This window comes from Aeromonas sp. R10-2 (assembly GCF_040908445.1).
In the GTDB taxonomy this organism is placed as follows: Bacteria; Pseudomonadota; Gammaproteobacteria; order Enterobacterales; family Aeromonadaceae; genus Aeromonas; species Aeromonas veronii.
In genome coordinates this window covers 1-12,990 of sequence record NZ_JBFODS010000016.1, presented here as the reverse complement: position 1 = coordinate 12,990, position 12,990 = coordinate 1, and the positions used below count along the sequence as shown (strand labels likewise).

The following is a 12,990-nucleotide window of genomic DNA, read 5'->3' as shown; positions in this document are numbered from 1 at the left end:
CGTGCCATCACAAAATTAACCTGCAATGAATAAGTCCCCGACACCTTGTAAGTAGTGGTTTTAAAGGTTTTTTTATTTCGATACCTCGATAGGGGTATTTACCGTTGTCTCCACTATCAACAAAAAGCCTTGATGCCGAAATATACTCCCTTGGATGTAGCCTTTTCGGGGCCAATGGGGGAAATATGTTTAATTTTTGTTGGCAGGTTCTCGAGGGAAATCCTGTGGTACAACCGGTTTCAGGAGAGCGACGGTTTGCCAACGCAGCTCGGGGTGCGCGGGGCGTGGCCTTTTTCCTGCCACTCGGTCTCTGTGTAGGTATGCAGTGCCAGTGCATGAACGGCACCGGCCAGCTCGTCGGCCAGCACCGAATTGACCTGACGATGGCGTGCCAGCAGCCGCTGCCCTGCAAATTGCTCGCTGACGATCACCACCTTGAAGTGGCTCTCAGATCCCGGTTCCACACGGTGCATGTGGCTCTCGTTGATCACCTCCAGCACGGAGGGGGAGAGGGCGGCGGTCAGCTTGGTTTCAATCAGTTGTTGGATGGTCATCGGATCGGCTTCCAGAGTGAATGTCGAGCCATTCTATCGGCAGTCGCGGGATGGAATAAGCCCCCGTAAGAGGGAAATCACCCGTCAGTTGCCCCCTTGATGCGCATCGAACTGGTGAAATTCCTGCTCCTCGCTAGAATAGCGCCACTTTGCGTCGCCCCTGGCGCCTGTATACACGAATCAAGCCGAGGTTGGACTCTTCCTATGCAAACCCTTCTCGACACTCCCCATTGCCAGCTCACGCTCTACCGCTATCCGCGCCAGAGTCAGGAGACCCTGCAAGCCTGGGATGCGGCTGACGAATATCTGATCAATACCCTGGCGGAGTCTCCCCTCGAGCAGGCGGGCCCCGTCATCATCATGAATGATGGCTTTGGCGCGCTGGCCGCCTATCTGCATCCGCACTCCCCCTGCTGCGTCACCGACTCCTACATCAGTGAGCGGGCGACCCAGGCCAATCTGGCCGAAAACGGACTGGATGCGGGTGGTATCCGCTTGCAGGATGCGCTGGTGCCGCTGCCCGATGCCCCTGCGCTGGTGGTGATCAAGGTCTCCAAATATCAGGCACTGCTGGAGCAGCAACTGCTGGCGCTGCGGGAGGTAGTGACACCGGCAACCCGCGTTATCGCTGCCGGCAAGGCGAAGGATATTCATACCTCCACCCTCAAGTTGTTCGAGACGTATCTGGGGCCTACCCGTACCTCGCTGGCCTGGAAGAAGGCGCGCCTCATTCACTGCGAGCCGCAGGCAGAACGTCCCGCGCTGGCCAACCCCTTCCCGACTGTCTGGCCGCTGGAGGGGAGTGGCATGCTCATCCACAACCATGCCAACGTCTTCTCGCGTACCAGTCTCGATATCGGTGCCCGCTTTATGCTGGACAACCTGCCCATCCACAGTGCCCGCAAGGTGATCGATCTGGGCTGTGGTAACGGGGTGCTGGGTCTGTCGCTGCTCGCCAAAGACAGCGAGGTGGAGGTGACCTTTATCGATGAATCCTATATGGCGGTTGCCTCGGCACAGCTCAACGTCGAGCACAATCTGCCTGATGCACTGCCGCGCGCCCGCTTTATGGTCAATAACTGTCTCGACGGGGTGGCGGTCGGCTCGGCGGATCGGATCCTCTGCAACCCTCCTTTCCATCAGCTGCAGGCGATCACCGATCATATCGCCTGGCAGATGTTCAGCGATGCGCACCGGGTGTTGCCTCAAGGGGGTGAACTCTGGATAGTAGGCAACCGTCATCTGGACTATCACAACAAACTCAAGCGCTTGTTTGCCAACGCTCAAGTCGTTGCGTCGAACAGCAAATTCGTTATTTTGAAAGCCATCAAACGCTAAAGCCAAAGGAAACCATGATGAAAAAGTCACTCTTGCTGCTGGCCGCCCTTATGCTGGGCGGGTGTGCAACTCATTGGCCGGAGACGGCGCTGCTCAATCCGCAGGTGATCCCCGCCAACCAGCAATACTACTCTGGCAATCGCATCACCATGGAAGGGGTAGACAAGCGTGAGGCTGCCTACGTCTTCTCCATCAAACATAAAGAGAAAGCCCCCGTGCTGGTCAACAGTGAGCGTCCGCTCAACCTGCTGATGGCCGAGCGGTTGGCCGAAGGGCTGCGCAGCCAGGGTCTGGAAGTGGGCAACAGTGGCACCACCAACCTGACGCTGGTGATCTCCAACGCCGCAGTCAATGTGGAAGAGAAGACCTTTACCTATGTCACCAAGTCCCGGGTCAGCCTGCAGGTGATCGCCGATTTCCAGGGCAACCGTCTGACCAAGCAGTTCAACATGTCCTCCAGCAAGGAGAGCCCGAGCGAGCCAAGCATGGCCGACCTGGAGTCTACACTGAACCTGCAACTGGGTAGCGTGCTGCAGCAGATCATGGCGGATGACGCGCTGCGCGGTTACCTGAAAGGTCAACCGAACGGTGCAGGGGTCTGATGATGAAAAAACTCTGGTTGCTGGCCATGCTGATCGCCCCGCTGGCGTTCGCAGGCCCGAAAGTGAGAATGGAGACCAACCACGGCAATATCGTGGTGGAGCTGGCGTCCAAGCAGGCGCCCCAGACGGTGAAGAACTTCCTGCGTTACGTGGCTGATGGCAGCTATGACGGCAGCATCTTCCACCGGGTGATCCAGGATTTCGTGGTGCAGGGTGGGGGCTACAACCAGCAGTTCCAGCAACTGCCAACCTATGAGCCTGTGGTCAACGAGTCGCGCGGCGGTCTGCCCAACAAGCGTGGCTCCATCGCCATGGCCCGTACTCAGGCAGTTGACAGCGCTACTCGCCAGTTCTACTTCAATCTGGTCGACAACAATAACCTCAACGCCGGTGGCTCTGCGGGTTATACCGTGTTCGGTCAGGTGGTTCAGGGGATGGAGGTGCTGGACAAACTGGCTCAGGTACAGACCGGTTACAGCCCCATTCTGCGTGCCAACGATGTGCCGACCAGTCCCATCATTCTGAAGAAGGTGGTCTTGCTGGCAGAAACTCCGGCAGACAAGAAAGTCGACAAGAAAGCGGGCAAGTAATCCTCGCCGGACGCGGTTCGTCACCTCGCCTCGTCAGGTCACAATACAAGGCTCATCCCGTTCGGGATGGGCCTTTTCTCTATCCGGACTTCTTTTGCCTATCTCTTTGCTCGCCTTGGCTATCTGCCATCAACCTGCCAAAATGACGCACTTTTCCAAAGTCGTCAGGTAGTTGAACATGATCCGCAAACCAAGCTGGAGAGAGTCCCTCGCCGTTTATCTCGAATTTCGGGTGTTTATTCTCTTTGCCATGGGTTTTTCATCGGGTCTGCCGCTGCTACTGGTGTTCGGTACCCTCTCATTCTGGTTGCGCGAGGCCGATGTCAGCCTGACAGATATCGGCTATATGAGCTGGGTGGCGCTTGCCTATGGCTTTAAATGGTTGTGGTCGCCGCTGGTGGATCGCATGCCGCTGCCGTTGCTTTCCACGCTGCTGGGGCGTCGCCGTAGCTGGATGTTCTTCTCCCAGCTGCTGATTGCCGCCGCGCTGGTCGGCATGGCGTTCTGCGATCCCAAGACCGAGCTGGCTGAGTTGGCGATGTTTGCCCTGCTGGTGGCCTTTGCCTCAGCGACGCAGGATATCGTCATCGACGCCTATCGCATCGAATCCGCCCCCGAGCGGCTACAGGCGGCGATGGCGGCCTCCTACATGACTGGTTACCGACTGGCGATGATCATGGCGGGCGCCGGTGCGCTGGCGCTAGCAGCGTGGTTTGGTAGCAATAGTGGCTATGACTATCGTGGCTGGCAGATTACCTATCTGGTGATGGCGGGTCTGATGTCACTCGGGGTCATCACCACGCTGTTTTGCCACGAGCCGGATATCGATCTGGCCGAGCAGGGCAAACAACAGGCCGAACGCAAGGCGCAGCTCCTGGAAAAAGGGTGGCCTGCGCTGCTGGCGAGTGCGGGGGCCTGGGGCTATGAGGCGGTCTGGTGTCCGTTTGCCGACTTCTTTCGTCGCTATGGCAGCTCGGCGCTGCTGATCCTGGCTCTGATCGCCTGCTATCGGGTTGCTGATGTGGTGATGGGGGTGATGTCCAACAGCTTCTATGTGGATATGCAGTTCAGCAAGACTGAGGTTGCCACCATTACCAAGGTGTTTGGCGTCATCATGACGCTGGTGGGCGCTGCGTTGGGGGGCGTGCTGGTGATGCGCTTCGGCACGCTGCGCATCCTGTTCTTGGGGGCGCTGCTCACTGCCAGCACCAACCTGTTGTTTGCCCTGCTCAATCAGGTTGGTCACAACCTGGAACTGCTGACCCTGATTATCTCGCTGGATAACCTCAGTGCCGGTATCGCTACCGCAGCCTTCGTGACCTATCTCTCCAGCCTGACCAATGTGGCATTTTCGGCCACTCAGTACGCCCTGTTCAGCTCGGTAATGTTGCTGCTACCCAAGTTGCTGGCCGGTTTTTCCGGGCAGGTTGTGGAGCAGATTGGCTACAGTGCCTTCTTTGTCGGAACCAGTTTATTGGGCTTGCCCGTGTTGTTGTTGATTGTGCTTGTCGCCAGAAAAGGGAGTGAGTTGCTCTCAACGGCTGACAAATAGCAAGCGTTTGCGTAGAATCGGGGGTGATTAGATTCACACTTCCGGATAAAGTTCCCGAGAAGTTGTTTCACCCCCAATTTTATTTGATTAGAATCCCTCTCGCTCCTTGTGGGCAGGCTACGGAAAACCTCAACTAACGCACAAGAGACCAATAAAATGGCCAAATTTACCAAGACTCTGATCGCTGCCGGTCTGCTGGCTGCTGCCGCTACCCCGGCCTTCGCTGCTGACTACAGCGGTGATATCCACAAGAATGATTTCAAATGGATGCAGTTCAACGTAATGCATACCATTGACCAGCGTCCGACGTTCACAGCTGATGGTAACTATAACGACACCTATTTTGAAATGGAGTTCGGTGGCCGTTCTGGTATGTTCGATCTTTATGGTTATGTTGATGTGTTTGATATCATGGATACCAAGCACAGTGATAAGCACGATAAGCAAAATATCTTTATGAAATTTGCGCCTCGTTTGTCACTTGATGCATTGACTGGTAAAGATCTTTCTGTTGGTCCGATTCAAGAGTGGTATGTCGCTTCTTTGAACCATGTTGCCGATGGTCAGATGGAGAATCTGATTGGTCTTGGTACTGACGTGATGGTTCCTTGGTTTGGCAAAGTGCCGATGAACTTGTACGCTCGCTATTCTAATGAGAATTCTAATTTCAAGAAAGAAGAGAGCTCTTGGAATGGTTATCAGTTCTCTATGAACTGGTTCAAACCGTTCTATACCTTCGCTAACGGTAGTTTCATTTCCTATCAAGGTTATCTGGATTACACCTTTGATATGGACACTTATGATCAAGCTGATCGTGCAAGTAGCGGCCTGGGCTTCCTGAATGGTATCCACTGGCACTCTGACCGCTTTGCCGCTGGTTATGATCTGAAATATTTCCATGAAATTTATGGTATTCAGAATAGCGACTTGAGCCAATCAACAGGTTTTGGTCACTACTTCTCTGTTTCCTACAAGTTCTAATAAAACTTGGGGTACAAAAAACCGGAGCATCTGCTCCGGTTTTTTTATGGCCGCGATTTAGATAGCGTGGCGCGAGTCATCAAGTGCGCCACGGCTGAGTGGATAAATCAGTCGCGGAAGTTCTGGAACTGCATCGGTTGACCCAGTTCGGCGCCACGGACCAGTGCCATGGTCTCTTGCAGATCGTCACGCTTCTTGCCGGTGACACGTACTTCATCACCCTGGATGGCGACCTGTACCTTGATCTTGGAGTCCTTGATCAGCTTGACCAGCTTCTTGGCGATCTCTTTCTCGATCCCCTGCTTGAATTTGACGGTCAGGTGGAAACGCTTGCCGGAGTGAACGGAGTCACCCACTTCCATGGAGCTGTTTTCGATGTTGCGCTTGAGCAGGGCGCCGCGCAGAATTTCAACCATCTGCTTGAGCTGGAAATCGGCATCGGCTTCCAGTTTTACCTCTTCCTTGTTCAACTCGAAGCTGGCTTCTACCCCACGAAAATCGAAACGGGTGGCCAGTTCACGATTGGCGTTGTCGACTGCGTTCAACACCTCGTTCATTTTGACTTCAGAGACAATATCGAATGACGGCATAGCCGGAGCTCCTCATGTTGCGTTATCGGGGGGCAAATCTACCAGAAAACGGGCAAATTTGCTGATTTTGATGGGGTTGCTCTGCTAGAATCCCCTGCGCACAGGACGGGTGGACCCGTTAGTGTCCACCAGCGACATCTTCACTTATCCCCGGTAACAGGTTGAGAGGATTGCAACCCTTACCCTGACAGAGTCACACCATGCCAAGCGGATTAAAAAATTCCCGACAGCCCGTTATTCCACCCGTTACTCCGAAGTGGTCACTGTTGGGTTGTGGCGCCCTCGGCGGCGTTTTTGCCTCCCTGCTGACCCAGAGTGGTCAATCTACCCGTGTCTTGTTGCGTGAACATCATAAGTCCACGCTCCATCCGGGGATCGATTTCACCTCGCTGGAGGGGCATGTCCAGCTGCTCAATATCGAGCGCGGGTTTGTCAGCAAACCCGGCAAGATCCAGCGTCTGCTGGTGATGACCAAGGCCAGTCAGGTGATTGCCGCACTGACGCCGCTGGTGGGTAAGCTGGATGCCGGTGTGCCGATCGTCTTGCTGCACAACGGGATGGGCATTGCCGAGCAGGTGGTCGAGATGTTCCCGAACAATCCGGTGATTGCCGGTGTCACCAGCCATGGCGCCATGCAGTGCGGCCATTTTGTCTTCCGTCATACTGGCAAGGGTGAAACCTGGCTTGGCCCGATCAACGACGCCGCCAAGGCCCATGCTGCGCTCGCGGACGAGCTGGCGCTGGCACTGGGTCAGGCTGGTTGGGATGAGCAGGTATTGACGCGCCAGTGGCAAAAGCTGGCTATCAACTGTGCCATCAATCCCCTGACGGCTCTCTACAAGCTGAAAAATGGCGAGCTGGCTGGTCCCCGTTTTGCCGATGCCCTGCAGCAAATCTGCGTGGAAGTGGCGGATGTGATGTGTGCCGAAGGGATTGCAACCACGGCCGAAGAGTTGCAGCGTCGGGTGATGACAGTGGTAGAACTGACCGCTGACAATTACTCCTCCATGCATCAGGATATGGAGCTGGGACGCGAGACCGAGATTGAGGCCATCACCGGCTTCCTGTTGGCCAAGGCTGCCCGGCATGGCATTGCCGTACCGGTCAATCAGGGTCTCTATCAGGCGATCAAAGAGAAGAGCCAGGCCGTCTGATCTTTTACATGGCAGAGCAAGCAGCAAGGAGGCGAACGTGAGTGTACTGGTGCTGGTGGCCCCCGGGTCGGAAGAGATAGAGACGGTCGCCATTGTCGATACCCTGGTGCGCGCCAGCATCGAGGTGGTGCTGGCCTCTTGTTGCCCAACTGGATCCCGGCAGGTGAAGGCATCGCGCGGGGTACAGCTGGTGGCCGATTGTCATATCGACGAACTGACCCGTCGGGATTTTGAAGCCATCGTGGTACCCGGCGGCTTGCCCGGCAGCGAAGTGATCCGCGATACCCCGCTGGCCATTGATCTGCTCAAAGAGCAGGCCGCTCTTGGCCGCTGGCGCGCTGCCATCTGCGCCGCCCCTGTGTTGGTGTTGCAACCTCACGCTCTGCTGGATGGTGCCATCGTCACCTGTCATCCCGGCTTTCAGCCCCGACTACCGACATCGCAGCTGTCACATGAGCGGGTAGTCAGAGATGAGGCTCATCGCCTTATCACCAGTCAGGGGCCGGGCAGCGCCATCGAGTTTGCGCTTGAACTGGTCCGGGTGCTGCGTGGGGATGAAGTGGCGGCCACTGTCGCTGGCCCTATGGTGCTGCCTTGAGCGCACTCTGTTGCTCAATCCAGCTGGCCATGCTTTGAAAAACGGGCCCCGGTCATCTTGATCGGGGCCCGTTTGTTATCTGCCGTTGTAGGTCACGCCATCTTGTCCGGCTCAGTAGTCGTACTGTTTGCACTTCTTCTTGCGAAACTCTTCACGCCAGCGTGACAACTCTTGTTCTGTGCCGAGCGTGTCTCCTTTCTTGATGGCCTGTTCCAGTATCTCAATCCGGTCGTACAACCAGCGGCACTCTGCCGTCGGGTTGTTCTTGCCGATGCCGGTCAACGGCAGCAAACAGAGTCCCAGCCAAAGATATTTCATCCCGAACGCTCCTTGTCATTGTGGTGGTAAAGGTCTCCTTGGAGTCTACTATTTTAGCCGCAACGAGAGAGATAGAGCTGCGGTTATCCTTGGGGTAAGATGATGCCATGTCTGTTTATTTATACAGTGGTATGCGCAAGATCATCCATATCGACATGGACTGCTTTTTTGCCGCGGTGGAGATGCGGGACAATCCGGCGTTGCGGGAGGTGCCGCTCGCCATCGGTGGGGCCTCCGAGCGGCGCGGCGTCATCTCGACCTGCAACTATGTGGCGCGCCGGTTCGGGGTGCGCTCCGCCATGCCGAGCGCACTGGCGAAAAAACTCTGCCCGCCGCTGGTACTGATCCCTGGGCGAATGGCGGTATACAAGGATATCTCCCGTCAGCTCAGGGCAATTTTCCTGCGCTATACCGATCAGGTTGAACCGCTGTCACTGGACGAGGCTTACCTCGACGTGACCCACAGTCGCTGTTGTGGCGGTAGCGCCACCCTGATGGCGCAAGAGATCCGGCAAGCCATTGTCACCGAACTGGGGTTGACCGCCTCGGCCGGAGTGGCACCCAACAAGTTTCTCGCCAAGCTCGCCTCGGAGCAGCGCAAGCCTGATGGTCTGTTTGTCATTCGTCCCGACGAAGTGGCCGAATTTGTTTGCCAGTTGCCCCTCGGCAAACTGCCCGGGGTGGGGCGCAAGACTGCCGAGCGGCTGGAGGCTCAGGGGCTCTACACCTGTGAGGATGCGCGGGCCTTGTCGGCACAAGAGCTGTGCAGCCGTTTTGGCAAGCTGGGGGAGATGCTGACGACCCGGATCTGGGGGCTGGATGAACAGCCGGTGCAGGCGCACCGGATCCGCAAAACCATCGGGGTGGAGACCACCCTGGCGAGCGATGTTTGTGACGAACCCGCCTGTTTGACGGTATTGCAGCAACTGCTGCCGGAGCTTGAGCGGCGATTTCAGCTGGCGTGCCCTGCCGAGCAGGTGATGGGGCAAGGAATCAAGCTCAAGTTTGCCGATTTCCACCAGACCACTGTCTATCGCAGTCAGGGTGGCTATCAGCCAGCCTTGTTTGTTCCCCTGCTCAAAGAGGGGCTACAGCGGGCGCAAGGGCGTTCGGTTCGCCTGCTGGGCTTGGTGGTGGGTTTGCCAAAAGAGGGTGAAGTTAATCAACTCTCGCTGGATTTGCTGTGAGAGAGTTAATTTTTTGTTTATAAAGTCGATAATCTATCCATATCTGTATGACGTAGGAATATTGGCATGAGCGCTCTTTCTGTCCAGGGTCGGATTACCCTGATCGCCGGTTGCTGTCTGTTGGTGACAGCCGCCGCTCTGGTTGCCTCTTCGATTTACAACGCGAACAAGATGCAACAGCAGGTGCGGCAAGCCACCATGCATGAGGCGCAGCAGTCGGCCGAGAACTGGATGAAGGCGATGGGCTCGGAGCAGGCGGCCAAGGTGACCAGCTATCTCGATGAGGCCTATTTCCGCGCCAGTTTGCTGGCGGAGAGCGTGTTGTTCCAGCGCAAGAATGCGGCCGAGAACTTTGTCCATTCGGAGGCGCTGCGCAGCGCCGTCAATCAGCAACTGCACGATGCCGTTGCCTCATCGACCAATCTGCTTGGTGTCTACGCCGTGTTCGAGCCTGATCAGCTGGATGGGGAAGACAGCAACTATCAGGGCTCAACGGCGCTGGGTTCCAACGACAAGGGGCGTTTTTCCAGTTACTGGGCCTATGACAACGGCAAGATTGAGCCGGACGTGCAGAATGAGGATGTACTGGCCGATGAGAGCCCGACCGAGGCTGGTGGAATCGAAAACGAGTGGTATCGCTGCAGTATTCGCACCCGTGCCCTCTGCCTGCTGGAGCCCTATCTGGACGATGTGGGCGATAAACAGATATTGATGACCTCGGTGACGGTCCCACTACTGGAGCAGGAGACCTTGCTGGGGATGGTCGGGGTCGATATCTCGCTGGCCACTTTGCAGAGTCTGGTCAGTACCATGGACAAAGAGCTCTATGACGGCAAGGGCAGAATCTTGCTGGTTAGCCACGAGGGGCGCGTGGCGGGAGCCGATGAGTTCGATGTGACCATGGGGCGCGGGTTGGATCAGAAGTATCAGGGGCTGGCCAGCGAGCTGAAAGGCTGGCTCAGTCAGGGGCAGGAGCTGACTCGCTGGAGCAGCGATGGCACCTTGTTGCAGACCTTTGTCCCGGTATCCATGCGTGGCACCGACCGTAAATGGGGCATCTACATTGAATTGCCACGGGCCGTAGTGCTGGCATCGGCCCAGCAACTGCAAGATGAGCTGGCCAGTGAGGCCAATCGCAGCGTGGTCTCGCAACTGTCGATCGGGGTGCTGATCTCGCTGGTGGCCCTGAGTTTTATCTGGTTGATGGCGCGCCAGATTGTGGCGCCCATCCGCGCTGTAGTTGCCCGCCTCAAGGATATCGCCAGTGGTGAGGGGGATTTGACCCAGCGTATCGAGATCCAGCGGCAAGACGAGATCGGCGAGCTGGCCAAGTGGTTCAACAGCTTCCTCAACAAGTTGCAATCCACCATCAGTCAGGTGATTGATACCGTCTCCGGTACGCGCAACAGTGCCGAGCGAGCCGCGCAGGTGGCCGAGCGCACCAGCAGTGGCATGCAGGCCCAGTATCAGGAGATCGATCTGGTGGCGACGGCATTTGAAGAGCTGAGCGCCACGGCGTTGCAGGTCTCCGGTAATGCCGGCTCGGCGGTGGCGGCTGCCAACACCACTGATGCCGCGGCGCAAGAGGGCAAATATGTCGTTGCCGACACCCAGGAGGCGATGCGCAAGCTGATGACCATCATCAACGATGCCCAGCCGGTGGTGGAGCGACTCTCCGCCAACAGCGACAACATCAACGATATTCTCACCGTGATCCAGGGAATTGCCGAGCAGACCAACTTGCTGGCGCTGAATGCGGCTATTGAAGCGGCGCGTGCCGGTGAGCAGGGCCGTGGCTTTGCCGTGGTGGCCGATGAGGTGCGCAATCTGGCCGGTCGCACCCAGAATGCCATCGTCGAGATCCAGACCCTGATCAGCCAACTGCAATCCGGTACCGGCGCCGTGGTCAAGGCGATCCGCGATGGTCATGGACAGGCTGACGAGACGCTCGCCAAGGTGGATCTCTCGGTGCAGGTGCTGGAGCAGATTATCCAGTCGGTCTCCACCATCCATCAGATGAACGAGCAGATTGCCCGGGCGGCGCAGGAGCAGAGCCGGGTGGCGGATGAGATCAACCGCAACGTCAGCAACATTCGCGATGTGAGCCATACCATCCGGGCCGAGGCGGCGACCTCCGCCGAAAATGGTCGCGAGCTATCTGCGCTGGCGGATAAACAGCAGCAGCTGGTGGGGCAGTTCAAGGTATAGAAGGGATGAAAAAAGGTTCATCGCGGCTTTCCGGGGAAGGCCGCCTTGATTTTCAGAAAAAAGTATTCTGAGTCCCTAAATCCATATGCCATGCGCTTTATCACTTTGATCTTGTTGTTCACCCCTTCCAGCACACTCGTGTGCATCGGGTAGTTTGCACTCGCCAGGATCCCCCGCATATATTTCGATAAATTTCGACCAAATCGTTGCAGCGGCGCTAGCCCGCTTTCCTTCACCTGCCGCATCCAGCTCCGCCATCGTCGCCATCCTTCCCACACGCTCGGCGCATACCAGATGCCCTTCAACCCCTCTTTCAGCACGTACACCATCGCCAGCGGTTGATTCGCCGCCAACAGCTCCTGCAACTTCACATCCTGTTTTTCACTCAACTTCGCCCGATTACGTAGCAGCAACCAACGCGCACTTTTGACCACTTTTCGCGCCGGTTTATCGCTTTTCAGTGCATTCGCCTGCTCCACTCGCACCCGGTCCACCACCTCTCGGCCATAGCGAGCCACCACGTGGAACAGGTCGTAGACCACCTCCGCCTGCGGGCAGTGTTGCTTCACCTCCAGGTCGAACGCCGTGTTCATGTCCATCGCCACCGCTTCAATCTGCTGGCATCGCTCGCCGAGCTGCTCGAAGAAGGGACGGATAGCGGCCCGGCTGTTGCCGTGCCCCACCCACAGGACGCGGATTCGCTCGGCATCCATGATCACGGTGGCATAGCGGTGTCCCTTGTGCAGGGCAAACTCATCCATCACCAGCCGCCGCACCTCCCCAAGTTCGATGGTGCCCACACTGGTCTGCAAACGGCGCTTGTCGATCTCCTTGATGGTGTGCCAACCGACCCCGGTGAGCTGGCTGACATGGCGGATGGGGAGGTACTGAACGAGCGCTTCAATCCAGCACTGCATGCGCCGGGTGAGGCGGGAGCCAGAGGGGAGCCAGTCGATATGTTCACTGACGCGACCACAGCGCAGACAGTCGACGCGGCGAACAGGCAGTTGTAACCAGACTTGTCGGTCAAATAGGTCTCGCTCACGCACCCGGCGGATACGTTGGTCGTGGATCAATGGCGTGGGTTGCAGGCATCGGCGACAACGGGGCAACAGGTCGGCGCGAGGCTCAAGGGTAAACAGGGTGTGATGGTTGGCAGAAAGCGCTTGGGCGATGACGGTATAACCTGGCCAGAAGGAGGCAATATCAATATGATGCACGGCGACAGCAGGGTGATGGTGGTGGTGTGTTTGGAGACAGCCAGTTTACCAGCACCCTGTCTGTCAACTTCCACTTCCCCAAGATCCCGCGAAGAACC

The 12,990-nt window shown here is 57.0% G+C and carries 13 protein-coding genes; 9 read left to right on the top strand and 4 right to left on the bottom strand.

Annotated elements, in window-relative coordinates; translation table 11 throughout:
- Positions 1-239: 239 nt before the first annotated feature.
- Positions 240-554, bottom strand: a complete 315-nt coding sequence (locus AB5Y97_RS02875) for a BolA family transcriptional regulator (protein WP_201945716.1) — start codon at positions 552-554, stop codon at positions 240-242.
- A 204-nt stretch (positions 555-758) separates the two neighbouring features.
- Between AB5Y97_RS02875 and AB5Y97_RS02870 the strand changes: the two genes are divergently transcribed.
- The 5 genes from AB5Y97_RS02870 (at position 759) to AB5Y97_RS02850 (ending at position 5,617) form a co-directional block, all read left to right on the top strand.
- Positions 759-1,892 (top strand): methyltransferase, encoded by a 1,134-nt coding sequence (locus AB5Y97_RS02870; protein WP_201945715.1) that lies wholly within the window; start codon positions 759-761, stop codon positions 1,890-1,892.
- A 17-nt stretch (positions 1,893-1,909) separates the two neighbouring features.
- Complete coding sequence (locus tag AB5Y97_RS02865) at positions 1,910-2,494, top strand: YajG family lipoprotein (RefSeq protein WP_005349692.1); 585 nt, start codon at positions 1,910-1,912, stop codon at positions 2,492-2,494.
- A gap of 2 nt (positions 2,495-2,496) precedes the next feature.
- On the top strand, positions 2,497-3,084 hold the full coding sequence (locus AB5Y97_RS02860; protein WP_042053243.1) for a peptidylprolyl isomerase: 588 nt from the start codon (positions 2,497-2,499) through the stop codon (positions 3,082-3,084).
- 172 nt (positions 3,085-3,256) lie between these two features.
- On the top strand, positions 3,257-4,636 hold the full coding sequence (locus tag AB5Y97_RS02855; protein ID WP_201945713.1) for an MFS transporter: 1,380 nt from the start codon (positions 3,257-3,259) through the stop codon (positions 4,634-4,636).
- A gap of 156 nt (positions 4,637-4,792) precedes the next feature.
- Positions 4,793-5,617, top strand: coding sequence for an outer membrane protein OmpK (locus tag AB5Y97_RS02850; RefSeq protein WP_040068509.1), 825 nt, complete (start codon positions 4,793-4,795; stop codon positions 5,615-5,617).
- A 107-nt stretch (positions 5,618-5,724) separates the two neighbouring features.
- On the opposite strand, the gene AB5Y97_RS02845 is transcribed toward AB5Y97_RS02850, so the two are convergent.
- The gene (locus AB5Y97_RS02845; protein WP_005338634.1) at positions 5,725-6,207 is read right to left on the bottom strand and encodes a YajQ family cyclic di-GMP-binding protein; all 483 of its coding nucleotides are present in this window, start codon (positions 6,205-6,207) and stop codon (positions 5,725-5,727) included.
- 200 nt (positions 6,208-6,407) lie between these two features.
- On the opposite strand from AB5Y97_RS02845, the gene AB5Y97_RS02840 reads away from it, so the two are divergent.
- Together AB5Y97_RS02840 and AB5Y97_RS02835 are read left to right on the top strand one after the other, a co-directional pair.
- Positions 6,408-7,361, top strand: a complete 954-nt coding sequence (locus AB5Y97_RS02840) for a ketopantoate reductase family protein (protein WP_159163042.1) — start codon at positions 6,408-6,410, stop codon at positions 7,359-7,361.
- Positions 7,362-7,398: 37 nt separating this feature from the next.
- Complete coding sequence (locus AB5Y97_RS02835) at positions 7,399-7,959, top strand: DJ-1 family glyoxalase III (RefSeq protein ID WP_335820495.1); 561 nt, start codon at positions 7,399-7,401, stop codon at positions 7,957-7,959.
- Positions 7,960-8,070: 111 nt separating this feature from the next.
- Here the strand turns inward: AB5Y97_RS02835 and AB5Y97_RS02830 are convergent, their stop codons facing one another.
- Positions 8,071-8,277, bottom strand: coding sequence for a hypothetical protein (locus AB5Y97_RS02830; protein ID WP_019445898.1), 207 nt, complete (start codon positions 8,275-8,277; stop codon positions 8,071-8,073).
- A gap of 131 nt (positions 8,278-8,408) precedes the next feature.
- On the opposite strand from AB5Y97_RS02830, the gene dinB reads away from it, so the two are divergent.
- Together dinB and AB5Y97_RS02820 are read left to right on the top strand one after the other, a co-directional pair.
- Positions 8,409-9,464, top strand: coding sequence for a DNA polymerase IV (gene dinB, locus AB5Y97_RS02825; protein ID WP_368157242.1), 1,056 nt, complete (start codon positions 8,409-8,411; stop codon positions 9,462-9,464).
- Positions 9,465-9,530: 66 nt separating this feature from the next.
- A complete protein-coding gene (locus tag AB5Y97_RS02820) occupies positions 9,531-11,672 on the top strand; it encodes a methyl-accepting chemotaxis protein (protein WP_201945710.1) in 2,142 nt (713 codons plus the stop codon).
- Between the two features lie 17 nt (positions 11,673-11,689).
- On the opposite strand, the gene AB5Y97_RS02815 is transcribed toward AB5Y97_RS02820, so the two are convergent.
- Positions 11,690-12,892 (bottom strand): ISL3-like element ISAeme19 family transposase, encoded by a 1,203-nt coding sequence (locus AB5Y97_RS02815; RefSeq protein ID WP_368157222.1) that lies wholly within the window; start codon positions 12,890-12,892, stop codon positions 11,690-11,692.
- Between the last annotated feature and the right edge of the window lie 98 nt (positions 12,893-12,990).

What these genes read in the sequence shown, in the direction of transcription:
- AB5Y97_RS02875 (WP_201945716.1), bottom strand. Translation starts at nt 554, where the DNA reads ATGACCATCCAACAACTGATTGAAACCAAGCTGACCGCCGCCCTCTCC.
- AB5Y97_RS02870 (WP_201945715.1), top strand. Translation starts at nt 759, where the DNA reads ATGCAAACCCTTCTCGACACTCCCCATTGCCAGCTCACGCTCTACCGC.
- AB5Y97_RS02865 (WP_005349692.1), top strand. Translation starts at nt 1,910, where the DNA reads ATGAAAAAGTCACTCTTGCTGCTGGCCGCCCTTATGCTGGGCGGGTGT.
- AB5Y97_RS02860 (WP_042053243.1), top strand. Translation starts at nt 2,497, where the DNA reads ATGAAAAAACTCTGGTTGCTGGCCATGCTGATCGCCCCGCTGGCGTTC.
- AB5Y97_RS02850 (WP_040068509.1), top strand. Translation starts at nt 4,793, where the DNA reads ATGGCCAAATTTACCAAGACTCTGATCGCTGCCGGTCTGCTGGCTGCT.
- AB5Y97_RS02845 (WP_005338634.1), bottom strand. Translation starts at nt 6,207, where the DNA reads ATGCCGTCATTCGATATTGTCTCTGAAGTCAAAATGAACGAGGTGTTG.
- AB5Y97_RS02840 (WP_159163042.1), top strand. Translation starts at nt 6,408, where the DNA reads ATGCCAAGCGGATTAAAAAATTCCCGACAGCCCGTTATTCCACCCGTT.
- AB5Y97_RS02830 (WP_019445898.1), bottom strand. Translation starts at nt 8,277, where the DNA reads ATGAAATATCTTTGGCTGGGACTCTGTTTGCTGCCGTTGACCGGCATC.
- dinB (WP_368157242.1), top strand. Translation starts at nt 8,409, where the DNA reads ATGCGCAAGATCATCCATATCGACATGGACTGCTTTTTTGCCGCGGTG.
- AB5Y97_RS02820 (WP_201945710.1), top strand. Translation starts at nt 9,531, where the DNA reads ATGAGCGCTCTTTCTGTCCAGGGTCGGATTACCCTGATCGCCGGTTGC.